General features: G+C 71.4%; 19 protein-coding genes, 1 pseudogene and 1 riboswitch. Of the genes and pseudogenes, 3 read left to right on the top strand and 17 right to left on the bottom strand.

Annotated features, from left to right (window positions below; all coding sequences use genetic code 11):
• Positions 1-4 precede the first annotated feature (4 nt).
• From P2Q00_RS20260 to P2Q00_RS20245, 4 genes are all read right to left on the bottom strand, one after another.
• Positions 5-1,534, bottom strand: coding sequence for a sialidase family protein (locus P2Q00_RS20260; RefSeq protein WP_275774004.1), 1,530 nt, complete (start codon positions 1,532-1,534; stop codon positions 5-7).
• A 252-nt stretch (positions 1,535-1,786) separates the two neighbouring features.
• Positions 1,787-3,076 (bottom strand): NRAMP family divalent metal transporter, encoded by a 1,290-nt coding sequence (locus P2Q00_RS20255; protein WP_275774003.1) that lies wholly within the window; start codon positions 3,074-3,076, stop codon positions 1,787-1,789.
• Positions 3,073-4,419, bottom strand: coding sequence for a magnesium transporter MgtE N-terminal domain-containing protein (locus P2Q00_RS20250; protein ID WP_275774002.1), 1,347 nt, complete (start codon positions 4,417-4,419; stop codon positions 3,073-3,075). The genes P2Q00_RS20255 and P2Q00_RS20250 overlap by 4 nt, the downstream gene beginning before the upstream one ends.
• A gap of 314 nt (positions 4,420-4,733) precedes the next feature.
• A riboswitch (M-box (ykoK) riboswitch) is annotated at positions 4,734-4,906 on the bottom strand.
• Between the two features lie 64 nt (positions 4,907-4,970).
• Positions 4,971-6,095, bottom strand: a complete 1,125-nt coding sequence (locus tag P2Q00_RS20245) for a DUF475 domain-containing protein (protein ID WP_275774001.1) — start codon at positions 6,093-6,095, stop codon at positions 4,971-4,973.
• A 220-nt stretch (positions 6,096-6,315) separates the two neighbouring features.
• Between P2Q00_RS20245 and P2Q00_RS20240 the strand changes: the two genes are divergently transcribed.
• Positions 6,316-8,970, top strand: coding sequence for a glycosyl hydrolase (locus P2Q00_RS20240; protein ID WP_275774000.1), 2,655 nt, complete (start codon positions 6,316-6,318; stop codon positions 8,968-8,970).
• Here P2Q00_RS20240 and P2Q00_RS20235 read toward each other — a convergent pair.
• From P2Q00_RS20235 to P2Q00_RS20180, 12 genes and pseudogenes are all read right to left on the bottom strand, one after another.
• The gene (locus P2Q00_RS20235) at positions 8,940-9,956 is read right to left on the bottom strand and encodes an L-tyrosine/L-tryptophan isonitrile synthase family protein (protein ID WP_275773999.1); all 1,017 of its coding nucleotides are present in this window, start codon (positions 9,954-9,956) and stop codon (positions 8,940-8,942) included. The two genes, P2Q00_RS20240 and P2Q00_RS20235, sit on opposite strands and share 31 nt — an antisense overlap.
• 141 nt (positions 9,957-10,097) lie before the next feature.
• Positions 10,098-11,297 carry a cytochrome P450 family protein gene (locus P2Q00_RS20230; RefSeq protein ID WP_275774035.1) on the bottom strand — a complete coding sequence of 400 codons (1,200 nt, stop codon included), beginning with the start codon at positions 11,295-11,297 and terminating at the stop codon, positions 10,098-10,100.
• A gap of 48 nt (positions 11,298-11,345) precedes the next feature.
• Positions 11,346-13,172, bottom strand: a complete 1,827-nt coding sequence (asnB, locus tag P2Q00_RS20225; protein WP_275774034.1) for an asparagine synthase (glutamine-hydrolyzing) — start codon at positions 13,170-13,172, stop codon at positions 11,346-11,348.
• A gap of 14 nt (positions 13,173-13,186) precedes the next feature.
• Complete coding sequence (locus P2Q00_RS20220; RefSeq protein ID WP_275774033.1) at positions 13,187-13,747, bottom strand: MFS transporter; 561 nt, start codon at positions 13,745-13,747, stop codon at positions 13,187-13,189.
• A 163-nt stretch (positions 13,748-13,910) separates the two neighbouring features.
• Positions 13,911-14,465: pseudogene (locus tag P2Q00_RS20215) on the bottom strand (MFS transporter); the annotation flags it as partial.
• 113 nt (positions 14,466-14,578) lie between these two features.
• Positions 14,579-15,367 (bottom strand): ABC transporter ATP-binding protein, encoded by a 789-nt coding sequence (locus P2Q00_RS20210; protein ID WP_275773998.1) that lies wholly within the window; start codon positions 15,365-15,367, stop codon positions 14,579-14,581.
• Positions 15,364-16,440 (bottom strand): FecCD family ABC transporter permease, encoded by a 1,077-nt coding sequence (locus P2Q00_RS20205; protein ID WP_425579522.1) that lies wholly within the window; start codon positions 16,438-16,440, stop codon positions 15,364-15,366. Before P2Q00_RS20205 ends, P2Q00_RS20210 begins: the two co-directional genes overlap by 4 nt.
• An 11-nt stretch (positions 16,441-16,451) precedes the next feature.
• Positions 16,452-17,537, bottom strand: coding sequence for an ABC transporter substrate-binding protein (locus P2Q00_RS20200; protein ID WP_275773997.1), 1,086 nt, complete (start codon positions 17,535-17,537; stop codon positions 16,452-16,454).
• 140 nt (positions 17,538-17,677) lie between these two features.
• A complete protein-coding gene (locus tag P2Q00_RS20195) occupies positions 17,678-18,337 on the bottom strand; it encodes a sigma-70 family RNA polymerase sigma factor (RefSeq protein ID WP_275773996.1) in 660 nt (219 codons plus the stop codon).
• A 246-nt stretch (positions 18,338-18,583) separates the two neighbouring features.
• Complete coding sequence (locus tag P2Q00_RS20190; protein ID WP_275773995.1) at positions 18,584-19,246, bottom strand: hypothetical protein; 663 nt, start codon at positions 19,244-19,246, stop codon at positions 18,584-18,586.
• A gap of 139 nt (positions 19,247-19,385) precedes the next feature.
• Positions 19,386-19,895, bottom strand: coding sequence for a copper chaperone PCu(A)C (locus P2Q00_RS20185; RefSeq protein ID WP_275773994.1), 510 nt, complete (start codon positions 19,893-19,895; stop codon positions 19,386-19,388).
• Positions 19,892-22,150, bottom strand: coding sequence for a heavy metal translocating P-type ATPase (locus P2Q00_RS20180; RefSeq protein ID WP_275773993.1), 2,259 nt, complete (start codon positions 22,148-22,150; stop codon positions 19,892-19,894). The genes P2Q00_RS20185 and P2Q00_RS20180 overlap by 4 nt, the downstream gene beginning before the upstream one ends.
• Before the next feature lie 314 nt (positions 22,151-22,464).
• On the opposite strand from P2Q00_RS20180, the gene P2Q00_RS20170 reads away from it, so the two are divergent.
• Both P2Q00_RS20170 and P2Q00_RS20165 read left to right on the top strand, forming a co-directional pair.
• Positions 22,465-22,902 carry an HTD2 family dehydratase gene (locus P2Q00_RS20170; RefSeq protein ID WP_275773991.1) on the top strand — a complete coding sequence of 146 codons (438 nt, stop codon included), beginning with the start codon at positions 22,465-22,467 and terminating at the stop codon, positions 22,900-22,902.
• On the top strand, positions 22,902-23,090 hold the full coding sequence (locus tag P2Q00_RS20165) for a hypothetical protein (RefSeq protein ID WP_275773990.1): 189 nt from the start codon (positions 22,902-22,904) through the stop codon (positions 23,088-23,090). Before P2Q00_RS20170 ends, P2Q00_RS20165 begins: the two co-directional genes overlap by 1 nt.
• Here the strand turns inward: P2Q00_RS20165 and P2Q00_RS20160 are convergent.
• On the bottom strand, positions 23,083-25,206 hold the full coding sequence (locus P2Q00_RS20160) for an alpha-galactosidase (RefSeq protein WP_275773989.1): 2,124 nt from the start codon (positions 25,204-25,206) through the stop codon (positions 23,083-23,085). The genes P2Q00_RS20165 and P2Q00_RS20160 overlap by 8 nt on opposite strands.
• Between the last annotated feature and the right edge of the window lie 5 nt (positions 25,207-25,211).

The following is a 25,211-nucleotide window of genomic DNA, read 5'->3' as shown; positions in this document are numbered from 1 at the left end:
TCGGTCAGGGGCTGTCCTCGCCGCCCTCGGTGCCGCCGTTGGCCAGCCACTGCGCGTAGGCGATCGCGGCCAGGCGGGCCGAGAAGGCGTTGTCGCGTGCGGTGGCGGTCGTGACGGCGGCGGTGCCGGCGGCCGCGGTGAGGCCCGAAGTCGGCGTGTACATCGCCTCGTTGAAGACCGATCCGCTGGGGGCGGTGGCGACGGCGAAGACGGGATGTGCGGTTGTGCCCGAGAAGGACGTCGAGATGTAGTCGCCGACCATGGTGCCCTGCGTGGTGCTCGCCAGCCAGGAGTGGGTCATCGGACCGGCCAGCTGGGTGGGCGCCGTCCAGGTGCCGCCGCCGTTGGTCGAGGAGACGTACCCGACGTCCAACTGGCAGGTGGCGGCGGTGCAGTTGGCGGTCGGGTGGTAGTAGTACGTCAGCGCAAGGTGCGCGGTGGAGCCCGAGGTGGCCGGGTCGACCGCGAGGCCGGGGATGAAGTGGTCGACGGTGCTGGTCGTCGCGTCGATCGGGATGCGGGTCACCGACGACCAGGCGGTGCCGTTGGTGGTCGTCGCCATCACGATGTCGTTGGCGGTGCAGGAGCCCCCGCTCGCGCGGAAACGGCAGTCCTGCCAGACGACGTACACCTTCCCGGCGGCGTCGATCTCGGCGGAGGGCAGCGGGCCGCTGCGCAGACCCCCGCGCACGGTGAAGGTGCTGACGGTGGCCACGGTGCGGGCACTGGTCCAGGAACTGCCGCCGTTGGTGGAGGTGAAGGCGCGGATCGCGGTCTCCGAGGCATTGGAGATCGGGACCACCACCGTGCCGTTCGGCTGGACGACGGGCTGCCCGCCCAGGCCGGTGGCGTTGTTGCCGGTGTTCTTCGAGGCACCCCAGGTGAGACCGCCGTCGGAGGAGGTGGTCATCTTGATGCGGTCGCCGTCGCCGTTGTTGTCGTACTCGGTGTAGCAGTTGCCGTAGAAGGCGCTCGTGGCGGTGTTGTCGCAGACGATCCAGTTCTTGTCGAGGCTGGAACCCGTCGCGGTGACCACGGGGTTGCTCCAGGTCAGCCCGCCGTCGGTCGAGCGGCTGGTGAAGACCTCCGGTACGGCGACGGACGACGTGATGGGGATGCTGGAGATCAGCCAGGCGTTGTGCTTCGCGTCGTAGGCCACCGACGGGTCGCTGACCCGCTGGAAGGTGCCGCCCGCCTGGGTGGTGATCCCCGGCAGGAATCCCTTGGCCCAGGTGGCGCCGCCGTCGGTGGAGGTCGCGAAGCCGACGTTGGAGGAGCCGCCGTCGGTGAACCGGCCGACCTGGAAGGCGGACACGATCGTGGAGCCGTACGAGAAGGTGTCCGGCTCGACCTCGGTGGCGTGCTGGCTGGTGGAGTTGGTGTAGGGATCGGCGCTGATCTGAGTGAGGGCGGGCGCGGCGCCGGCGGTGGTCGTCGACAGGGCCAGCGCGCCGGCCGCAAGGGCCGTCGTCACCAGGCCGGGTCTCAACAGGCTCGGTCTCGCCAGACGGTGCAGCAGTGACGCCAGGGACATGATCCGTTCCCTTTCGCAGAAGGGGCACGTCCGGCATCGGTGCGTCGCGAAGCGGGGTCGGGAGCATGCCTCGTACACGTCCGCGCCATGAGGGCGGGCGGAGCCCGGCCGAACCGAACATCGTGCAGGACGTGCTGAAGGACGCCGACACTCTGCTCCGCAAACATGGGCATGTCAATACCAGTCGACACCAGTCAATGCCATTGGTGCAACTCCGCCCAAACCCAGGGGAATTGACACCGGATGACCGGATCAGCCGAGGTCGAACCAACCGAGGACGGTCTGGACGAGCAGGATGGTGGACATGCTCGCGACGCCCACGACCACGGCGGTGGCGGCGATGCGGTAGCGCGGGCTGTTGGCGGCCGGGCCGAGGACGGAGCGGCGGTTGGTCAGGACGAGGAGGTAGACGAGGACGATCGGGCTGATCAGGCCCTGCAGGACCTGGGTGCCGATGAGCAGCTGGATGACGTCGATCGGGGTCATGGCCACGGTGGCGCCCAGGACGATCTGGGCGGTGAACAGGCCGAGGAACAGCGGGGCGTCGCGGAAGCTGCGGGAGACGGAGCGTTCCACGCCTGCCGCTTCTCCTATGGCGTAGCTGGCGGACAGCGGCACCACCGCGCCCGCCAGGGCAGAGGCACCAATCAGGCCGAGGGCGAAGAGGAGTTCGGCGTTCTGGCCCGCGACGGGTTTCAACGCCTCAGCTGCCTGGGCGGCGGAGTCGAGCGGGCCCGTGCCGCCGATCGCGGAGGCAGTGGCGATGATGATCGTCAGGCTGATGACGCAGGCGAAGACCGCGCCGAGGACGGCGTCGGCGCGGATGAGGGGGTAGTCGGCGGGCTTGGCACCTCGGTCCACGACGCCTGCGGCGGCGTAGAACTGCATGTACGGGCTGACCGTCGTGCCGATCAGGGCGACCGCGAGCAGGATGAAGTCCTTGCTCGGCTCCATGTGCGGGACTACGAGGTGATGGCCGACGTCGGCCCAGTGCGGGTGGCCGAGGATCATCGCGACGGGGTACGCGAAGAAGGCCAGCGACATGATCAGGAAGATGCGTTCGGCCCAGTGATAGGAGCCGAACAGGACCAGTGCCCACAGCAGCATCGCGGCAGGCGGGATGACCGCCCACTTGGGGACGCCGAGGAGTTCGAAGGCGGCGCCGATGCCCGCGAACTCGCTGACGACCAGGCCGGTGTTGGCGAGCAGCAGACAGAAGACGGCGAGCGCGGTCAGACGCAGGTTGAACTGCTCGCGGATCAGGGCGCCGAGACCCTTGCCGGTGTGGGCGCCCAGGCGTACGGCCATCTCCTGGACCATCACCAGGGCGATGGTGACCAGCACCATGAAGAACAGCGTGCCGTACGTGAATTGGGAGCCCGCGGAGGCGTAGGTGGCGATGCCTGCGGCGTCGTTTCCGGCGTTCGCGGCGACCAGGCCGGGGCCGGCGACCGCCGCGATCATGGTGATGCGGCGCCATCCGGTGCGGCGCACAGGGGTCGTCCGCGGAGCCGCAGTGGCGGTGCCGAGGTCGCGGGTCACTGCAGGAACCTCCGGAAGTGCAGGCGCCCGCGTTCGGGCAGCAGGGCGTCGAGCAGGTCGTCGGCCAGGATCCGGCCGAGCGGGCGGTCGCCGTCGTCGACCACGAGCAGCGAGGAGGCACGGGCGTCGACCAGTTCTTCGGCGGCCTCGGTCAGTGCGGTGTCCGGACGGACGGTGACGGGCGGACCGAACTGCGCCCGCCAAGCGACCAGGTCGGCCACCGGGGTCGTGTCCTCGGCCACGGCGAGGTCGAACAGCGCGATGTCGGTGACCAGGCGGCCTTCCTCGTCCACGACCGCGACGGCATCGATCTCGGTACGGTGCTCGGCCTGCTCGGCCAGCTGGGCCCGTACCTGAGCGACTGTCTGGTCCCGGCGGGCGGTGATCAGCAGGGTGGTCATGGCGCCGCCCGCAGTGCCCTCCCGATGGGCCAGCAGCCGCCGCAGCTCAGCCGCTTCCGTGGCGGGCATGCGGGTGAGCAGGTTCTCGCGTTCCTCGTGGGTGAGGTCGCGCAGGGCGTCCGTGGCCTCGTCCGGCTCCATCTCGTCCACCAGGCGGGCGGCGTGCTCCGGCTTCGCCTCGCGCAGGAGGTTCTCCAGTTCGTGCGGTTCCATCTCCTCCAGCGCGTCGGCGGCCTGCTCCGGCTCCAGCCAGCCCAGCAGCTGCTGCCGTTCGGCGCGGCCGAGGTCTTCGAGGAGGTCGGCCAGGTCGGCCGGGCGCAGCCGGTGCAAGGCACCCCGGGAGGCACGCAGCCGTACCTCCGGCGGGCCCTCGGTGGCCTGTTCGGCGAAGGGAGCCACGGCCTGCCAGTCCAGTACGCGCTCCGGGGTCGGGCGTGCCTGCCAGCGGCGCGGGCCGAGCCGGCGCAGCAGCGTGGGCAGGGAGACGTCCACGCCGACGAGGACCACGCGGTCGACCAGGGGGGCCAGGTAGAGGTCGGCGGCCCGGGTGACCTGGATGCCGTCGACGTCGACGAGTTGGTGGTCGAGGACGTCTCTGGCGAGCAGGGCCTCGCCGGGGCGGCGGGCGAAGTCGCGCAGGTCCACACGGGCGGTGTTCAGCCGGACGTGCCCGGCGTGCACCTTGCCGATGGCGTCGGCGGCCAGGAAGGTGCGCCGCCGGCCGATGCGAAGGATCAGCCCGGTCACCGGCGGGTACGACTCCTCGCCGTACAGCCGGGCCACGACGTCGACGACGCGGCCGACCTCCTCACCGGCCTGGTTGGTGACCGGGCCGCCGGTCAGACCGGCCAGCGACACCAAGGACGTACGGACCGCTTTGGAGGCAGTGGCACGGCGCTCCAGATGGACCCTGCGGTCGCGCAGGCGGGCCGAGGTGGACATGAGCAGAGTGTGGGCAGCCAAGGTGAACACCCCCTTGCCCCGGTATGGCGGGGCATCGGGCGGCCCACGGCAGCGGTCTTCCGCACAGCGGCGCACACGCACACGCGCACACGCCAATACATGGCCTGCGCAGGGCGGATGAGCGCGATTCAGGGGAGAACGAGCTGCCCCGGGCCGCAGAAGGACGGCGCGGACAACACGAAGAAGGGCCGACTATGGCCCGGACTACTGTCCATGTCGCCTCCCTCCCGGTCCCGGCCGCGCACAGGGCGTCGCGGTCGCACGGCAAGGGGCAGCCGGGCGGCATACGGCCCGGCACACCCCAACTCGTCAGAGCTTTGGCACTCCACGGCGTAATCCCCCCGCGGGGGAAGCCACTTGGGGTCACCCCTTGGGCCGGGGAGACCTGTCCTGATCCGGAGCGTCTCTCGACGGGTGGGATCAGTGGCCTGTGTCCGTGAAGACGCCTCACCGAACGAGGTGTCTGGTCAAACCGCCCACAGCATACGCCCCGTCCCGGCCCCGTCCCCCATCGATGACCAGCCCTTGACCTAGGGGATACGGACCGTTTCGGCCGTCGCCGTCTCCGGCTCGGCGGCCGCGAGCGCCCGGTTGCGGCGGACGGAGGACCAGAAGGACCAGCCGATCAGGACGACGCCGACGAGGCCGGTGACGACGTCGTTGATCTGGTACTGGATGGTGACCATGAGGATCACGGCCAGCGCGCCGATCGCGTAGTGCGCGCCGTGCTCCAGGTAGACGTAGTCGTCGAGGGTGCCCTGGCGGACCAGGTACACGGTCAGTGAGCGGACATACATGGCGCCGATGCCCAGGCCCAGTGCCATCAGCACGATGTCGTTGGTGATGGCGAACGCGCCGATGACGCCGTCGAAGGAGAAGGACGCGTCCAGGACTTCCAGGTAGAGGAACGTGAAGAACGCGGCCCGGCCCGCCAGTGCCGTCGCGGAGCGCTGCCTGCCGGTGCGCGCGGCCTCCGCCTCCTGTTCCTCCTCTTCCTCCAGCCGGTTCTCGAAGAAGCCCGACAGGCCGCCGACGACGAGATAGGTGGCGAGACCCGCGATGCCGGAGACGAGCACGGTCTGCGCCTTGTCGGCATGCGTTCCACCGTGCTGGTGGGCGTGCGCGGCGAAGGTGTAGGAGGTGATCAGCAGGACGGTCAGGGCGATACAGGCCGCCAGCATGTCGACCTTGCCGAGCCTGGCCAGCGGGCGCTCCAGCCACTGCAGCCACTGGATGTCGCGGTCCTCGAAGATGAAGTCGAGGAAGATCATCAGCAGGAACATGCCGCCGAAGGCGGCGATGGCGGGGTGCGCGTCGGTGACCAGCTGCTGGTAGCGGTCCTTGTCGGTCAGGGCCAGGTGGACCGCGTCGTACGGGTTGAGCCTGGCCGTGATCGCGACGATGACGACCGGGAAGGCCAGCCGCATGCCGAAGACGGCTATGAGCACGCCGACCGTGAGGAAGATCTTCTGCCAGAAGGCGTTCATCTTCTTCAGGACCCCGGCGTTGACGACAGCGTTGTCGAAGGACAGCGAGACCTCCAGGACCGCGAGGATCGCCACGATGCCGAGAGCGGCCCAGCCGCCGTAGAGCACGCCCGCGCCCAGACCGAGCGCGGTGAACAGGAACGCCCAGCGAAAAGTCCTCAGCAGCACGGCCACCCACTCCTGTCGTCAACGCCCCGCACCCGTTTGGTCGTTGTCTACCACGCCCACCTTTCGCCCGGATGTCCGGGCGAGAACCCCGCCGCGATCCACCTGCACACGTCCCGAAGTGACAGGTTCTGGTCAAGGGCGGTCCAAGTGCCGGACACTGCCTCCCGCCCGTGATCAGGTCCCTGCGACGGCCGTACGAAAGCCCGCTTGGGAGGATCTGGTGTCAGCACCAACCCGGAGAAGACGATGGCTCACGACCTGCGCCATCACCGCAACCGCCGCACTGTTCGCGATACCCGCGAGCGCCGCACCCGGCCACGACAACAGCCCCTTCGGGGCCCGGACGCTCGCCCGGCTCGCGGCCGAACGCGCGCAGTCGGTGGGTGCCATGAGCCCCAGCCTGAAGGGCGAGGACGGTGACGACGGCAACGAGGCCGACGAGATAGCCGAGGGCGCCGACCAGTACGCCGAGGCCCGCACCTCGCCCGGCATCGTCGCCCCGGGCGCCTACGGTGCTGCGTGGGGCGACCTGGCCAACCTGCCCAGCACCGGCGGCAGTTGGCGCAACGTCACCGACCTGCCGTACAACTCCGACGACCCGCGCTACCGGGACATCGACTCGAACTCCAGCGGCGGCTCGGGCAAGGTGACCGGCCGGATGGCGGCGCTCGCCGCCGACGACGACGGATACGTCTACGCGGGCAGCGCGGGCGGCGGCGTTTGGCGGTCGAAGCGGGGCGGCGGGCACTGGCAGCCGATCAGCGACCGGCTGTCGTCCCAGTCCACCGGCGCGCTCGCGCTGGACGGCGCCGGACGGCTGTGGCTCGGTACCGGCGAGGCGACCACCAATGCCGACGCCTATCTCGGCAGCGGCGTCTACGTCCTGTCCCGCCCGCACCACGGCACCTTCTCCTCCCGAAGCCGGGTCGGCGGCGACGAGCTGGAGTCCACCACCATCCACGAGTTGCGCTTCGGCGGCGGCAAGGTGTGGGCGGCGACCAGCGAGGGCGTGTGGAGCCACTCCACGAAGACGCTGAAGGGCGCCTGGAAGCTGGAGTTCGCGCCCAACCCCGACTATCTGCCGCGTGGTTCGAAGGCGAGCGACGCCTCGGCCGCGTACAAGAACATCGCCAATGACATCGCGATCGACCCCAAGGACCCGGGCAAGGTCGTCCTCGCGGTCGGCTGGCGCAGCGGTGACGACTACAACGGCTTCTACGCCAAGGGCGCGGACGGCACCTGGACGCGGATCACCGGCGGCCTGGGCGACCTGCCGGCCGACGCGGACAACGTCGGCAACGTCACCTTCGCCCGCTCCGCCGACGGCTCCCGCTACTACGCCGTCGACGAGTCCCCCGAGCAGCTGAGCACCAACCCGGACAGCGGCCTGGAGGGCATCTTCGTCTCCAAGTCCGGCTCCCCCACCGGCCCTTGGACGAAGATCGCCGACTACAAGGGCCTGTCCGCCGACGGTTCGGCGCTGACCACCAGCGGCTACATGCCGGGCGTTCAGGCCTGGTACAACCAGTTCCTCGCCGTCGACCCGGCCAACGCCGACCACGTGTACGCGGGCCTGGAAGAGGTCTACGAGACCAAGGACGGCGGCAGCACCTGGTCGACCGTGGGCCCGTACTGGAACTTCACCTTCCCCTGCTGGTCCGTCGACCCGGCCAAGCAGACCGGCGACTGCAACCCGACCACCCACTCCGACCAGCACGGCGTCGCGATCGGCAGCTACCACGGCAAGAGCTTCGTGTACGTCGGGAATGACGGCGGCGTCTACAAGCGGCCGGTCGACGGCTCCCAGGACGCCTCGGGGCATGCCACCGACTGGACCTCGCTGAACGACGGGACCATCGACACCCTCCAGTACTACTCGGTGGGCGTCGGCAAGGACCTGGCGTACGGCGGGGTTTCGGTGACCGGCGGTCTGCAGGACAACGGCCAGTCCGTCCTGCGCAGCAACGACACCGTGATGGGCTCCAACTTCGGCGGCGACGGCGGTGACACGCTCACCGACCCTGCCAACGGGTGCAACATCGCCGAGGAATACGTCTACCTCGCCGTCCAGATCACCCAGAACTGCGCGGTGAACAACGGCAGTTGGGCGAGCGACCCCAGCAAGGCCACCTCCTACAACGTCGCCCCGGCCGACAACGCCACCAGCGAGGCCCGCTTCATCGCCCCGCTCGCGGCCGACGCGAAGGACAGCTCGACGTGGATCGCGGGCGGCCGCCACGTCTGGGTGCAGACACACGGGTACGCCATCCGCAGCGGCTCCGAGTGGAAGAGCGTGTACGACCTGGGCGCCGGCCGCACCGCGACCGCCGTCGCTGCCTCCGGCGGCAAGGTGTACGCGGCCTGGTGCGGCCCCTGCAACAACCAGGGCTTCGCCCGTGGCATCTCCGTCGGCAACGCGGACGGCACCGGCTGGCACGACATCACCCTGCCCAGCACGGGGGCGGACGGCGCCGTGCCCAACCGCTACCTCAGCGGCTTCGCCGTCGACCCGAAGAACGCCGACCACGTCTTCCTCGCGGTCAACGGCTTCTCCCGGCACTGGACCGAGGGCCCCGGCGCCGGCGTCGGCCATGTCTTCGAGTCCACGGACGGCGGCACCACCTGGAAGGACATCTCCAAGAACCTTCCCGACGTGCCGACCGACTCCGCCGTCGTCACGCCGAACGGCGGCCTCGCCGTCGCCACCGACCTCGGCGTCGTCTACCGGGCGCCGGGCCGCACGACGTGGCAGCGCGTCGGCGACCTCCCGGCCGTCGCCGTGCTCCAGCTGAAGCTGAGCCCCGACGGCAGCACCCTGTACGCCGCCACCCATGGCCGCGGCATCTACACGATCAAGGTGCGCGACTGCGGCTGACGCAGTGACGTCGCAGGGGTGGTCCCGGCTTCCGGGGTCACCCCTGCGTCGTGTCTCCGCTCCGCGAAGTGACTGGGCCGGCCTTCACGATGGATCAGGCGGCCCCGCACGGCAGCCTCGGCCCCGGTCAGAAGCGTCCAGGTGCCGTCGGTGCGGTGCAGTGCCGTCGAGTGCCAAGGGGTGGTCCAGACGTCGGGGGTGTCGAGGAGGCGGATGCCGAACTTGGGGGCGCCGATCGGCTGGGGGTGGATGGACAGGCGTACGGAGTGGGGGTGGTGATCGGCGATGAGTTCGCCCCACGCCCGGCTGCGCTGGATCACGCCGTACGCGCGCTTGCGGCAGGCGCGTTGGAGGGCGGAGCGGGTGCCTTCGTGGTCGGCGGTGTCCTCGACGAGGAAGCGGGTGATGCCGCGGTACAGGGCGAGGGTGGGGGCGTCCGTGCGGATCTCGTCGCGCAGGGCGTCCAGGGTGGGGGCGTAGCGCTTGTGGACGTGGGCGCGTTTCGTCTCGTGCGGGAGGTCGCCGAGGACGTCGCGCAGGTCGAAGACGGACAGTCTGTGCAGGCCCAGTTGTCGTATGAGGGTGCGCAGTTCGTCCGCGTAGGCGTCGATGCGGGTGTCGGGGACGCCTATCAGATCGCCGAAGACGTGGCCGTCGGAGCAGATCAGCATGCGGGCGCCGGGCGGATGGATGCGCTCGATCTCCGTGCACAGGGTGTCGAGAAAGGTGAGGGAGAGTCGCTCGCCCATGTCCGGGAGGTGACCGAGGACCTTGGCCGGGTTGGGGGATTTGCAGGGGAAGCCGGGCAGTGTGAAGACGATCGGTGCGCCCGCCCGCACGAAGTCGGTGATCTGGCGCAGCTGGTGCGGGAACGCCTCCGCGGTGGCGCGGGTCTGGTCGGTCGTGCGGTGGTGGGGCAGGAGCAGGTTCAGGATCGCGGTGGCGGTGGTCGTGGGAAGGGTGTCCGGCGCGGTCGTCAGCGGCATGTCGTTCCTTCGGTACGCGTGCGGGCATGGCGGCATGGCGCGTCGGCGGATGTGCCGCGCGCCGTCCGTCGGGTGCGGTGGATGGATCGGCGGATGCCGGTCAGGCGGTACGGCCGGACCCGGCATCCGTCGAGGCCGGAGTCAGCGGCGTCGGTCGTAGCCGACGGGGAGGTGGTTGGTGCCGCGGCCGAGGACGGCCGGGATCCACTCGATGTCCTCGTCCGGGATCGCGAGGTGCAGGCCGGGCAGGCGGGCGAGGAGGGTGCCCAGCGCGATCTGGAGTTCGGCGCGGGCGAGGGCGGCGCCGGGGCAGAAGTGGATGCCGTGGCCGAACGCGAGGTGGGGGTTGGGCGAGCGGTCGAAGTCCAGGGTGTCCGGGTCGGGGAAGCGGCGGGGGTCGCGGTTGGCGGCGCACAGGGAGATGATCACCGAGTCGCCGGCGGGGACACGGGTGCCGTGGAGGTCGTTGTCCTGGTCGAAGAAGCGCCAGGTGGTGAGCTCGAAGGCGCTGTCGTAGCGGAGGAGTTCCTCGACCGCTGGGGGCAGGAGGGAGAGGTCCTCGCGCAGGCGGGTGAGCCGGTCCGGGTTGCGGAAGAGGGCGATCAGGGCCGTGGTGATCTGGTTGGTGACGGGTTCCTGTCCGGCCACCAGAAGCTGGAAGATCATCGAGTCCAGCTCCTCCTGGGAGAGTTCGCGGCGGTCCCGGGCCACGACCAGTCGGCTGAGCAGGTCGTCCTCCCAGTGCTCCCGCTTGTGGGCGACGACCTCGGCTATGTAGCTCTGCAGGCCGTGCAGGCGGGCCTCGTACAGCGGGCGTCCGGGGTCGGTCGGGCCGACCGGCTGGACGACCTTCCCCCAGTCGCGGTCGAAGCGGGCCGCCAACTCCGGTGGCAGGCCGATGACTTCGGCGAGGACCTGGAAGGGGAAGCGGGCGGCGAAGCCGGTGACGAGGTCGGCGGGGCCGGACTCGGGTAGAGCGTCGACGAGTGAGTCTGCCAACTCCTGGAACCGCGGCCGTAGTTGCTCAATGCGGCGCGGGGTGAAGGCGTCCGTCACGAAGCGTCGCATCCGGGTGTGCCTCGGCGGGTCCTGGTGGAGGAGGTGGACCTGGAGCTGGGAGTGCTGGGGCTCCGGCATGATCGAGGCGCGGGCGCGCCAGCGGTCGTTGCCGCGGTCGTGGTTCTTGCCGAGACGGTCGTCGTTCAGGGCGGAGTGGGCGGCGTCGTAGCCGGTGACGAGCCAGGCCTGTACGCCGCTGGGGAAGAGGACGCGGTGGACCGGGCCGGTCTCGCGCAGCTCCTCGTACAGGGGGTAGGGGTCGGCCTTGTAGGGGCAGCCCATCAGCGGGACGGCGTCGGCCGAGGGTTCCTGGATGGTCAAGGTGGCTCCTTACAGGGCGAGTTCGGGCTGGTGGTGGTCGAGCCACAGGGCGAGGTCGACGACGCGTTCGAGGCGCAGGCGGTGGCCCCACTCCAGCCGGTCGGGCGGGGTGCCCAGGCAGGGTTTGATGCGGGTCTCGTCGGCCAGGGCGCGGACCTGCTCGACGGACAGGGCGTCGCGGGCCATGTCCTGCAGGCCGCGGTTGTAGTCGGGATGGTGGGTGGCCGGGTAGTGGTTCTTGGGGCGCCACAGGACCGACTCAGGCGCCAGGCCCGTACCGGCCGCGCGCAGCAGGCTCTTCTCCCGGCCGCCGTAACTCTTCAGCTCCCAGGGGGTGTTGAAGGCGTACTCGACCAGCCGGTGATCGCAGTACGGCACCCGGACTTCCAGTCCCTGGGCCATGCTCAACCGGTCCTTGCGGTGCAGGAGTTGGCGCAGCCAGCGGGTCAGGGACAGGTGCTGCATCTCGCGCTGCCGGTGTTCGGCGGGGCTCTCGCCGTCCAGATGGGGTACGGCGGCCAGCGCGCTGCGGTAGGTGTCGTCGCGGAACTCGCCGATGCGCAGGTCGAGTTCGGGGTTGAGCGGCATGGCGGCCTCGTCGCCCGTCACCAGCAGCCAGGGGAAAGTCTCGGCAGCGAGTGCCCCGGGGTTGTGGAACCAGGGGTAGCCGCCGAACACCTCGTCCGCCGCCTCGCCGGACAGGGCGACGGTCGAATGCCGCCGTATCTCCCCGAACAGCAGGTACAGCGAGGTGTCCATGTCGCCCACGCCGATCGGCGAGTCGCGGGCCACGACGACCGCCTTGCGGTGCTCGGGGTCGAGGAGGGCATGCGGGTCCAGTACGACCGTGCTGTGGTCGGTGCCGATAAAGGCGCCGGCCTCGGTGGCGAACGGGGTGTCGTGGCCCGTACGCAGCACATCGCCCCTGAAGCGGGACGCCTGGTCGCTGTAGTCGACGGCGTAGGAGCGGATACGGGCGTCCTTGCCCTCCCGCAGGCGGAGTTCGTCGGCGAGCAGGGCGGTCAGGACGGTGGAGTCGAGGCCGCCGGACAGCAGGGAGCACAGCGGGACGTCCGCCTCCAACTGGCTGCGGGCGGCGGTGCTCACCAGGTCGTGGACGCGCGCGACGGTCGCCTCCTGGTCGTCTGTGTGACGTCCGGCCTCCAGCTGCCAGTAGCGGCGCTCGCGGATACCGTCCCGGTCCAGGACGAGGATCCCGCCCGGCTCGACCTCGCGCACTCCGGACCAGAGGGTCGGTCCGGTGTTGAACAGCAGGCTGTACGCCTCCCGAAGGCCGTCGGCGTCCACGCGCGGCCGGATCTCCGGGTGGGCGAACAGTGCCTTCGGCTCGGAGGCGAAGGCGAGGCCGCCCTCGACGGCCGCCCAGAACAGCGGCTTCACCCCGAGCCGGTCGCGCACCAGCACCAGCCGCTGTTCCCGCTCGTCCCATAGGGCGAAGGCGAACATCCCCTCCAAGTGCTCGGCGACGTCCTCGCCCCACTCGGCGTACGCGCGCAGCACGACCTCGGTGTCGCTGCGGGTGCCGAAGGAGTGACCCAAGTGCCGTAGCTGCGAACGGAGTTCATGGTGGTTGTAGACCTCGCCGCTGTGGCTGAGGACGAGGGACGGCTCGTGCGGCCGGTCGGTCATGGGCTGTGTGCCGCCCTCGATGTCGATGACGGCGAGGCGACGGTGGCCGATCGCCGCGCGCTCACCGAACCAGACGCCTCCGGCGTCCGGGCCGCGCGGGGCGAGGGTGGCGGTCATGGCCTCGATGACCGGGGCCTGGGCGCGGGCGTCGCGGTGGAAGGACGCCCAGCCGGTGATTCCGCACATACGAACTCCAGGGGTCAGTGGTGGGCGGTGACGGTCTGCTCGGGAAGCGGCGCAGGGCGCCTGCCGGGCAACGCGAGCAGGGGTACGGCCAGACAGGCGGCGGTGGCGGCGAGGGCGAGGCCCGCGGTCGGAGCACCGCCCGGTCCCCAGGCGGCCGTGGCCAGGGCGGGGCCGAGGGTGAAGCCGAGGCTGCGGGCGAGCTGGACCGTGGAGCCGACGGTGGCGATGCGGTCCGATGGGGCCGTGCTCATCACCAGGGCCTGGGTCGGGCCGCCGTTGAGGCCCATGCCGACACCGGCGACAGCCAGCCGCCAGGCCACCTGCCACGGGGACCAGCCGTCGCCGAGCGGGACGAGCAGGAGCAGTCCGGCTGCGGTGAGCGTGGCTCCTGTTACGGCCACCGGGCGGGCACCCCATCGGTCGGCCAGACGTCCGCCGATCGGTCCGGCCAGCCCCATGCCGAGCGGGAAGGCGAGGACGATCAGGCCGGTCGTCGTGGCGCTGATTCCGTCGTCGCGCTGGAGGTGCAGGGCGACCACGTAGTGCATCGCGGCGAAACCGGCGGCCAGTGCCAACACCGCCCCCGTGCACACGGAACAGCCCCGAGACGCGCAGCACACCGGTCACCGGACGACCGCCGGGGCCGCGCAGCCACCACCACAGCGGCGGGACGGCGATGCCCAGGAGCAGCAGCCACCAGGGATCGTCCGAGGCAAGGGTGAACGCGAGCAGGAGCGCCGCCACACCCGTCGCCACGAGCACGGCATCCGCCACCGACCGGCGATCCGGCCGCCGCAGACGACCGTCGCGCGGCATCGCTCGCCACGCCATGGCGACGGCGAGCAAGCAGAACGGGAGCTTGACGAGGAAGACGGCACGCCAGCCGAAGTGGTCGAGGAGCAGGCCGCCGACGGCCGGTCCGGTCACCGCGCCCAGCGGGCCGAGGGTCGCGGGCACACTCATCGCCCTCCCCCGGGCCTCGGGACGTACCGAGCGCATGGCGAGCACCGGCATCAGCACGAACAGCGCCGCCCCGAACACACCCTGCGCAAGCCGCGCGGCGATCAGGCAGGCCGCCCAGGGCGCGACGGCCGCCAGCGCGCTGCACAGGCCGAAGCCGGCAGTGGAGACCAGCACGGCGGACCGCGTCCCGACCCCGTCCAGCCACCGCCCGGCGGGCAACAGCAGGGCGACGACGGGCAGTTGGTAGGCGAGCACGGCCCACTGGGCCGTGGCCGCGGACACGTGCAGCCCTTCGGCGATGTCCGCCAGGGCCACGTTGACGAGGTTCATGTCGAGCATCGCCACGAACGACAGCAGACCCGCCACGGCCACCAGCAGCCAGCGGTCCTGGTCGAGGGCCGCCGCCCGGCCGGACTGTTCGTGCTGCGTCACCCTTCCGCCCCTCACCGTCGCGGGTGGGCTGCCGGTGCCCGGTGGTCGAAGGCGATCAGCGGGTCCCCGGTCAGGGGATGGTCGGCCACCGCTGCCCGCACCCCGAACACCTCCGCCAGCAGAGCGGGGGTGAGGACTTCGCGGGGCGGGCCGGAGGCCACCACGGCTCCGTCGTGCAGGACGTGCAGCCGGTCGCACACGGACGCGGCGGCGTTGAGGTCGTGCAGCGACACGAGTGTCGTACGGCGCTGGGCGCGCAGCAGGGCGAGCAGCTCGACCTGGTGGCGGACGTCGAGGTGGTTGGTCGGTTCGTCCAGGACCAGGACGTCGGGATTCTGGGCGAACGCCCTTGCCAGCAGGACGCGTTGACGCTCACCGCCGGACAGTGCGGTGAACCGGCGGCCGGCGTACCCGTCCATGCCCACGTCGGCCAGGGCACGCGCGACGATGTCCCGGTCGGCGGCGTCCTCCCCGGCGAAGGCCCGCTTGTAGGGCGTACGGCCCATGGCGACGACCTCGCGGACGGTCAGCTCGAAGTCGCTGCCCCGTTCCTGCGGGAGTGCCGCGACATGTCGGGCCGACCGGGCCGGAGCCAGCTCCCGGAGGTCGCTCCCGTCCAGCAGCACCCGCCCGGACACCGGCTTCAGATGCCGGTAGACCGTGCGCAGGAGCGTGGACTTGCCGCTGCCGTTGGGCCCGACCAGGCCCGTGATCTCACCCTCGGCCGCCACCAGGTGGGCACCCGCCACGACCGTACGGCCCCCGTACGCGACGTGCAGATCCTCGATGTCGATCCTCAACTGCCGCTCCCCAGGCGCCGGTCCAGCAGATACAGCAGGGCCGGAGCCCCGATGAGCGACGTGACCACGCCGACCGGCAGCTCCTGCGTGTCCATGGCCGTTCGGCAGACGATGTCGACCACGACCAGCAGGAGGGCACCGAACAGCGCGGAGACGGGCAGGAGCCGGCGGTGGTCGCCGCCGAGGACCAGGCGGCAGACGTGCGGCACCATCAGGGCGACGAAGGCGATCGCGCCGGAGACGGCGACCAGGACGCCGGTCAGCACACTGGTCACGGTGAACAGCTCGCGGCGCAGCCGCGTCACGTCGATGCCGAGCCCGGCGGCCGTCTCGTCGCCCATCAGCAGGGCGTTGAGGCCGCGGGCGCGGGCCTGGAGCCACAGACCGGCCGCGGGTACGGCGAGGGCGGGGACCGCCAGCGACTCCCAGTTCGCCCCGCTGAGGCTGCCCATGAGCCAGAACAGCACGCTGTGGGTCTGTTGTTCGTCCCCGGCCCGGAGGACGAGGTAGCTGGTGAAGCCGGACAGGAACTGCCCGATCGCCACTCCGGCCAGCACCAGCCGCAGCGGGGCGAAGCCGCCGCCCCGCCGGGCCACCGCCCACACCAGGGCGAAGGTGGCCAGCGCTCCGACGAAGGCCGCGCCGGACAACCCGAGCCCCAGCGCACCGCCGGCCCCCACGCCAAGCACGATCGCGGCGACCGCGCCCAGCGAGGCACCGTTGGAGATGCCCAGCAGATACGGGTCGGCCAGCGGGTTGCGCACCAGCGCCTGTACGGCCGTACCGACGAGACCGAGGCCCGCACCGACGAGCGCGGCCAACAGGGCACGGGGTACGCGGAGTTGCCAGACGATGAGGTCGTCCGTGCCGGGACGTGGTGCCTCGCCGGACAGGCGGTGCCACACCACGCTCCACACCTCGCCGGGCGGAATGGAGGTCGAGCCCCGGGCGACGGCGGCCGTCAGCGCAGCCAGCAGTGCCACGCCCAGGACAGCCGCGAGCGGGGCTGCGGGCAGGGGGCCGCGCGCCTCTGCCGTTGTGGTCGTCGTGGTCGCCGTGCTCTTGCGGCGCAGCGGCGTGAAGGTCACCGTCCGCCGACCTTGCCGGGGTGGAGGGCCTTGGCGATCGTCTCGACGGTGTCGGCGTTCTCGACGCCCGCGATAGTGGTCTGCTCGGAGCCGATGCGCAGGAGGTGGCCTTCCTTGACCGCCTTGAGGCCCTTGGTGGCCGAGTTGGACTTCAGCCACTTCTCGGCCTCGTCGAACGCCTTGTCGTTCGCCGCCTCGCTGCCCCGGTTGCGGATCCCGAGCTGGATCCAGTCCGGGTTCTTGGCGATGACGTCCTCCCAGCCGACCTGCTTGTAGTCGCCGTCGCAGTCGGCGAAGACGTTGCGGGCACCGGCCAGGGTGATCACGGCGTTGGCGACCTGGCGGTTGCAGGTGGCGGTCGGCTGCTTGGTGCCGGCGTCGTAGTCGAAGAAGAAGTACGTCGGCCGAGCGTTCCGAGGCGTGCCGCCGACCGCCTTCTGTACGGCGTCGACCTTCTCCTTCATCCCGGCGACGAGTTCGTGCGCCTTGGCGCTCGTGCCCGTGACCCGGCCGAGAGAGGTGATGTCGGCCTCGACGGCGGACAGATCGGTCACCGCGTTCTTGCTCTGCGCCGCGCACGCAGTGGACTTGAGATAGATGTGCTTGATCCCGGCGGCCTTGAACTCCTCCTCGGTCGGGGTGTCCCCCATGCCGCCGCCCATGCTCATGTCGGCGAAGGTGTCGATGTACAGGTCGGCGCCGGAGCCGAGGAGCTTCTCCTTCGGGATGACGGTCCGCCCGAGCACCTTCACCTGCTGCGCCGCGGCGTCCAGCGCGGGGGGCAACGTGCCCTTGCCCGGCGGGAAGCCGGTGCCGATCACCTTGCCGCCGGCACCGAGGCGCAGCAGCAGCTCCAGACTCGAAGCGTTGCTGGTGACGATCTTCTCCGGGGCTTTCGAGAAGGTGGTCTCGGCACCCGCGCAGTCCGTGACAGCGACCGGGTACTCACCCGGGGCCGCCTTCCCCGCGCCCGCGTCCGCCGTGCCGTTCTTCCCAGCGGAGCCGCCACCGCAGCCGGCCGCCAGCAGGCCGCCCAGCACGACGGCCGCGGTACCGCCCCACACACGAGAACGAGAACGCATCGAACAACTCCCGGATCCACTCGGCACACGGGGCGAACCTCCGTCACCCGGTCCAGTAGTCGGGGCGAACACGAGCTGAGTTCCCGGCCGGTTGGAGGGTGTCGGGGCGCGCGGCCCCGACACCCTCGTACGAGTGGAGCTCAGACCCCCGCCGGCGCGACGAAGGTCTCCTCCCCCACTGCCTTGAGGGCGTGGGGGGTGCCCCCTTCGTCCAGCAGGTCCATCAGGGTCGCCCGGGCGCGGGCCACGCGGGAGCGGACCGTGCCGATCGGGCAGTCGCTGACCTCGGCCGCCTCGGCGTACGGGAGACCGACCAGCTGGGTGAGGATGAACGCCTCCCGGCGCTCGTCGGGCAGCGCGGCCAGCAGGTCCAGCAGGGCGATGCCGTCGTCGAAGCCGGGCAGGTCGCACGGTTGGGCCAGTTCCACGGCCAGCTGCCAGTCCGGTACGTCCGACAGACGGGGCCGGGCGGCGGCGTACCGGTAGCTGTCGATGACCGCCCGGCGCGCGATGGACAGCAGCCACGCGCGCGCCGAGGAGCGGCCCTCGAAGCGGTGCAGGCTGCCGAGCGCACGCAGGAAGGTGTCCTGGGCGAGGTCGTCGACGGCCTGGGGATCGCCGCACAGATGGGCGACATAACGCTGGACGTCGCGCTGCAGAGCACCGACGAACTGCTCGACGGCGTCCGCGTCACCGCCTCGGGCGGCCAGCGCCCAGGCCGTTATCGACTCGTCGGCAGCTGCCGTCTTGTCCGTCCTGTAGGTCTTGCTGTGGGAATCGGGCGGGGCAGAGGTGATCACCTGGTGTCCTTCTCGGGATCCGTGCACCGGACCGGGGCGCTTGGCGCTCTTCGGGCTGTGCCGATCTGCGGCGCCGTCGTGGATGGTCGCGCCCACGCGGCGGAGCCGCATGTCGATACAGCCCCGCGCCCCTTCAGGGGCGCGGGCAGTCCGGTGGTGAAAGGGGGAGACGGCCCTACGGCGCTTGCGCGGGCGTACGGCCGGAGCCCGAGGCGTGCATGTACGGCCTCGGGAAACCAGCTGTCGTCAGATGACAGCCGTCTCCGCCGGAGGACCCCGGGAGGTGATCGCGTGGACGAGGAGGCGAAGGCTCGGCGCCCGGTCCGAGCGAGGACGACGCGGGTGGACGCGCGGACGGTCCGGGACGGCGGGCAGCGCCAGCAGCAGCCGTAGCGGCGCCGCCAGCCGACCGGCCACGGTCCGCAGGATGCGGAAGGCCGCCTTTTCGCCGTGGGCCAGCCACAGACCGGTCAGGAGCGCGGCGAGCAGGTGGGCGGCGAGCATGCCGGACGACATACCGCCGCCGACCATGGAGTGGCCGACATGCCCCATATGGTCCATGCGGCTCATGTCCATGCGCCCCATGTCCATGGAGTCCATCGGCATCGAGCCCGTCCGCATCGGGCCCATGCCCGTGGCGGCCGACCCGCCCGCGGCCGACTGTGCGAGGGAGAACGCCTCATGGAGCACCGTCTGGACGACGACCACGACCGTCACGATCAGCGGCAGTCCGCGTTCCCGGCCTGCCAGACACCAGCCGGCGACACCCGTCCCGGCCACCCCGGCGACCAGCGCCGAGGCGGGCACATGGCTGCCGGACATCATGACGTGACCCAGAGCGGCGAGCAGCACGCATACGGCCGCGAACACCGCGGCCCGTACTGTGCGAGAACACCACCCTGCTGTCATGGCGCCTCATCCTCGCATCCGGACGTCGGCCGTCATGCAGGGGTACGGAAAACCACAGGGGACCACACTCAATCCACAGAGTGTGATCCAGACCACCGCAACGGGCTGGAACCGGCCTGGAGTTCTGCCCGTCTTCCTGTCAACCAGGCCGGATCACCACCGCGAGAGTCTCGACCGACCCACTGTGCTCGAACCGCAGCGTGAACGGCACGAGGTCACCGGCCCGCATGTGTGCCTTGGCCGTCAGCGTGACGTCCAGGCTGCCCGGAGACATGGACACTTGGCCGCCCGCGGGGACGGCGGCCGAGGACACGTCGGCCCTGGAAGCGACCCCGCTGCCGATCATGCGATGGCGGCTGAGGGTGATCTCCCCGCTCGTGGCGGAGGAGGTCACCCCGAGCAGGCGGTCGTCGGCCCCGCCGAGGTTGGTGACGTCGAAGAAGGCGGCGGTTTCGGTGGTGTTGCCGTACGGCAGGAAGATCCGCCCGTTCGACACGGCGATCCGGGCCGGGCTGCCCGCCTTCCCGGCACCGACCCAGGACGTCAGACCTCCGAGCGCGATGCTGCACACCGCGACGGGCGCGAGCGCGGCGAGCAGCGTGTCGGTGAGGCGGCGACGGGTCGGCCGCCAGAGGGACTGCTGAGTCATCGGGTACGCCTCCGTGCGGCAGCAGCGGGCGAGGGCTGCCGGCCGCGCAGCCGCAGACTGTTGCCGACCACCACCAGCGAACTGACCGACATCGCCGCCGCGGCGAGCATCGGGTTGAGCAGGCCGACCATGGCGAGCGGCACGGTCACGACGTTGTAGCCGAAGGCCCAGACGAGATTGGTACGGATGGTGCCGAGCGTGCGCCGGGCCAGTCGTACGGCGTCCGCCAGGGCTTCGATGTCGCCGCGTACGAGGGTCACGTCGGCGGCCCCGATGGCCACGTCGGTACCGCTGCCCATGGCGATGCCGAGATCGGCGCCGGCGAGTGCTGCGGCGTCGTTGACGCCGTCGCCGACGACCGCGACCCGGCAGCCCTGCTCCTGCAGGTCCCGTACGAGACCGGCCTTGTCCTGAGGGGTGCAGCGGGCGTGCACCTCGTCGATGCCCAGAGCCTTCGCGACGGACCGGGCGGGTGCCTCCCGGTCGCCGGTGGCGAGCACGGGCCGTATGCCCAGGCGCCGCAGCCGGTCCACGGCCCGATAGCTGCCGGGCCGCACCACGTCGCCGACCTCGATCAGGGCCTCGGCCACGCCGTCCACGTACACCAGCACCGGTGTGTGCGCCGCGGCTTCGTCCACCTCCACGGACGGTCCGGCGGGCAACTCGTCGTCCGGCGCGAGCACTTCGACCAGCCGTCCCTCGACGCGGCCGCGAACCCCTTTGCCGGGCAAGGCGCTGAACTCGCCCACTTCGGGCAGCCGCTCGCCCGTTTCCCGGCGGGCATACGCGGCAATGGCCCGCCCCACCGGATGCTCCGATCCCTGCTCGACGGCTCCTGCCAGCCGCAGCGCCGCGGCACGACCGAGACCGTCCGGTACGACGGTGATCCGGGCGACGCTCATATGCCCCGAGGTGAGCGTGCCGGTCTTGTCCAGGACGACGGTGTCGAGGTGCCGGAGCCCCTCCAGGGCCTGCGGACCGGTGACGAGGACACCCAGTTGGGCACCGCGCCCCGTGGCGGCCATCAGCGCGGTCGGTGTGGCCAGGCCGAGCGCGCACGGACAGGCCACGACCAGGACGGCGACGCACGCGGTGATCGCCGCCTGCGGATCGGCTCCGGCACCCAGCCAGAACCCGAGCGCCGTGACGGCCAGCGCCAGCACCACGGGGACGAAGACCCCGGCCACCGAGTCGGCCAGCCGCTGCGCCTTCGCCTTGCCGGCCTGCGCCTCGGTCACGAGTTTTGTGATCCGTGCGAGCTGGGTGTCCGCGCCGACCGCGGTGGCCCGTACGAGCAGCAGCCCACCCGCGTTGACGGCCCCACCGACCACGGCCGAGCCGGGCCCGACCTCGACGGGTTCGGCCTCTCCGGTGACCAGGGAGAGATCCACGGCCGAACTGCCCTCCACCACCTGCCCGTCGGTGGCGACCCGCTCGCCGGGCCGTACGACGAAGACCTGCCCGACGTCCAACTCCTCGATGGGGACGAGCCGTTCGGAGCCGCCTTCCCGTACGGCGACTTCCTTGGCGGCGAGTCGGGCCAGCGACCGCATCGCCGCCCCGGTCCCGCGCCGGGCCCGGGCCTCCAGGAACCGGCCCGCGAGCACGAACAGCGGTACGCCGACGGCTGCTTCGAGGTAGAGGTGCGCCAGACCGTCCGAGGCCGAGGGCACGAGACTGAACGGCATCCGCATCCCGGGGGCACCCGCGCCACCGAGGAAGAGCGCGTACGCCGACCAGGAGAAGGACGCCACCACGCCCAGCGAGACCAGCGTGTCCATGGTCGCCGCGGAGTGCCGCAGCCCGCGTACCGCCCGCGTGTGGAACGGCCACGCGCCCCACACGGCGACCGGCGCCGCGAGCACGAAGCACAGCCACTGCCAGTTGCGGAACTGGAGCGCGGGCACCATCGACAGCACGAGGACGGGAACGGAGAGCAGCGCGGTGACGAGCAGACGGTCACGCTCCTGCCGGGCGTCCTCGGACTCCCGGCCCCGCTCCTCGGGCTGCTGCTTCCTCGGCGGCTCGGGGAGAGCGGCCGTATAGCCGGCCCTCTCGACCGTGGCGACGAGTTCGTCCGGGCCGATCTGCGGCGGGTGGCTCACCCGGGCCCGCCCGGTGGCCAGATTGACGGTCGCCGTGACGCCGTCCAGCTTGCCGAGCTTCTTCTCGACGCGCTTCACACAGGCCGCGCAGGTCATGCCGCCGACGGTCAGATCCGTCGTGACCAGGGCCACCATCGGTTCGGCGCCCATCAGTTGCCTCCGCCGTGCATGTTCCCCATGTCGTCGCCCGTGCTCCCGCCGCCTCCGCCCTTGCTCGTTCCGGTGCCGTGCATGCCGGGTGCGACGGGTCCGGCGTGGGCCCCGACGACGTACGACACCGCGAATATCAAGAGCAGGAGCAGAAGGAAGCCGCAGAGCGCGGGTGGGGGCGCCGGTTTCCGTGGCACCGCACCCGGATCGGGGGAGAATTGCCGTGACTCGTCCACGCTTCAGGAGTCGGAGCGTCCCAAGACGGAGTTCCAAGGTCGATATGTGGCGCGCGTCACGGAAAGGAAAGGAGGCCCATGCCCGCCTCCCCCGTCTCCCTCGCCTCCTACGTCGAGTCCTGGCACCCCGAGCCGGTCACGGACACGGACGCCCTGCCGCCCGGTCCGGCGGCGGCCCTGTCGGCGCTGCTGGATCTCCCCGAAGCGGCCCGCTTCCTGCCTCCCGTTCCCCGCCGCCGGCGCATGTTCGCGGGAGGACGGTGCACGATCGGCGAACCGTTGCGCCTCGGCGAACCGGCAGAACGCGTCAGCAGTCTGGCCGCGGTCGCTCCGAAGCAGGGCCGCAGCGGCGAGCTGCTGTTCGTCACCGAACGCCAGGAGTTCCGGCAGCAGGGCCGTATCTGCCTGGTCGAGGTGCTCGACGACTCCGCCGTACCGGAGCCGGAGGGCCCGTGCCGTTTCAGCGCGCTCACCGCCAACGCCCACCGCATTCACTGCGACACCCCGTACTGCTGATGCTGGAGCTGGTCCGCAGGAACACCCCGGAGCGGCAGGTCGAGTCACTGTCCTACCGGCTGCACCGGCCGGCGTTCGTGGGCGAACACCTCCTGGCCGACGGCACGCCCTCCGACGGGCCCGCCCGGCTGCACCTCGCCACCCGCCGCGAGGCTCGGCACGCGAGCGCCGAGGTGACCTTCACCTGAGCCGGAGGAGGACCGCCGTGTCGGGGCGGGGCAGGAAGACGGTGAGCTTCGCCTCGGTCGCGTCCCACTCCGCCGTGCTGTCGGACGCCGTGGGGTGGAGCACGGACGGTTGGAGCCGGGCGCCGCGCAGGTGGGGAAGGGTGAGTTCGCAGCTCGTTCCGTCGGCGGGACCCCTGCGCCACACCGTGACGAATGTGGAGTGCCGACCGCGCAGTCCCTGGGCGATCCAGGCGTCGTCCCAGCCCGGCAGCCCCAGCGGCCAGAAGGGGCGCGCCCCGGCGATCTCCGGCCGGATGTCCTTGTACAGGCGCAGCGCCGAGCGTACGAGGGCGAACTGGTCGTCGTTCATGCGGTCGAGGAAGCCGGAGAGATGGACCCGGCCGAGCAGCGCCCCGGCGAGGGTGAAGGCGATCTCGTCGAGGGTGTGGCCGGGCTGGGGGTAGGCCCACACGGCCGCCTGCTCGGGGGTCACGGCGGTGGCTGCCGCGGCGGCGATCGGCGGGTAGCGCAGCAGGTCCTGCTGGTCGCTGGTGGACTGGAGCTGGGCCACCGTCAGTTGGGCGTAGTCCATGCGCAGGCCGCCCGATCCGCAGTTCTCCAGGACCAGGCCGGGGTGCCGGTCGAGGACGGAGGCCATCCAGTCGAGGTGGGCGCGGTGGTGCCCGAGCAGCCCGGAGCCTGGGCTCTCGGGTCCGTTCTCCGTACCGGGGCCGATGTTGATGTTGTAGTCGAGCTTGAGGTACCCGACACCCCACTCGCCCGCCAGCCGGTCCACGACCGAGTCGAGATGGGCGCGCGCCGCGGGGTGACGCAGGTCCAGGTGGTGCCGTCCGTGTTCGGTGACGCGGATGCCGCCGCGCCGGAAGAACGCCTCGGGCGGCAGCGTGCGGGCCAACGGGCTGCGTACGCCGACGACTTCGGGCTCCAGCCACAGCCCCGGGGTCATGCCGTGCCCCCGGATCGCGTCCAGAACCTCCTGGATGCCGCCGGGGAAACGCCCCCGGGCGGGCTCCCATGCGCCGACGGCGTCCCACCAGCCCTGGGCGTCGTCGTCGTACCAGCCCGCGTCGATGACGAAGACCTCGGCGCCGGCCGCCCCGGCCGCCTCGATGAGCGGCAGGAGTTTCCGGGTGGTCGGGTCGCCCATCAGGGTGTTCATGTAGTCGTTGTAGATCACCGGGAGTGTGCGGTGGTCGGGGTGTTCGCGGCGGATGTCGCGGCGGTAGTCGGTGAGTTCACCGAAGGCTGCGTCCAGGCCGCCCGCCTCGGTCCGGACGAGGGCGGCGGGAACGGTGTGGAACTCCTCGCCGGGCGCGAGGGTTTGGTGCCACTGGTGGTGGGCGTCGTCGGGGCCGAACAGGGCGACGTAGGCGGCGCCTTCGCGTTCGCCGGTCTCGAAGCGCCAGCCCGCGCTGGACTCGATCTGCCACAGCCAGGCGCGTCCGTCCCGGTCGGTGAGCGCGCCCATCGGGAGATGGCGGCCGGTCGACCAACTGCCCTGCGAGCAACGCTCGAAGCAGCCGCGCCCCTCGTGTCCGTGGACGGACCGGCTGAGCGGGACGACCTGGTCGCGGAAGGCGGTCCGGCGCCAGCGGCATTCGGCGAGCCAGTCGTTGTCGGCCCAGTGCAGGGTCAGGCCCCCGAGGCCGTCGTCGGCGCCGGCGATGCCGCCGAGGGTCAGGGTGGTCACGCTCTCCAGCCGGAGCGGTGTGCCGCCCTCGTTGACCAGGCGCACCCGAGCGCGCAGGAAACCGGCGCCCCGGCACGTCTCCAGGACGACGTCGGCGGCCAGGCCGGTCACGGAATCCGCCAGCCGGATCGTCGTACGCTCCCGGCCTCCGTCCTCGACCGTCTCGTGGCCGCGGTAGGCCAGGCGGTCGCCGATGGCCGTCTCGACGAAGCGTTCACCCGACCACAGGCGTCCGTGGCCGGTGGCGGTGGCCTCGACGAGGGGGACCAGGGCCGCCCAGTTCCGGTCGGACGTGCCCAGCCTGACCGAGCCGGCGGCGTCCACGAAGGCGTGCAGCCCGAGCTCCGGGTGCGACCAGAGGCGGGTTCTCCCGGCTGCTGCGACGGCTGCTGTCAACGCACGTTCCCCTTCCTGGAGGTTCTGCATCCTGG

The organism is Streptomyces coacervatus (assembly GCF_029223485.1).
In the GTDB taxonomy this organism is placed as follows: domain Bacteria; phylum Actinomycetota; class Actinomycetes; order Streptomycetales; family Streptomycetaceae; genus Streptomyces; species Streptomyces coacervatus.
This window is presented reverse-complemented; position numbering and strand designations above follow the sequence as displayed.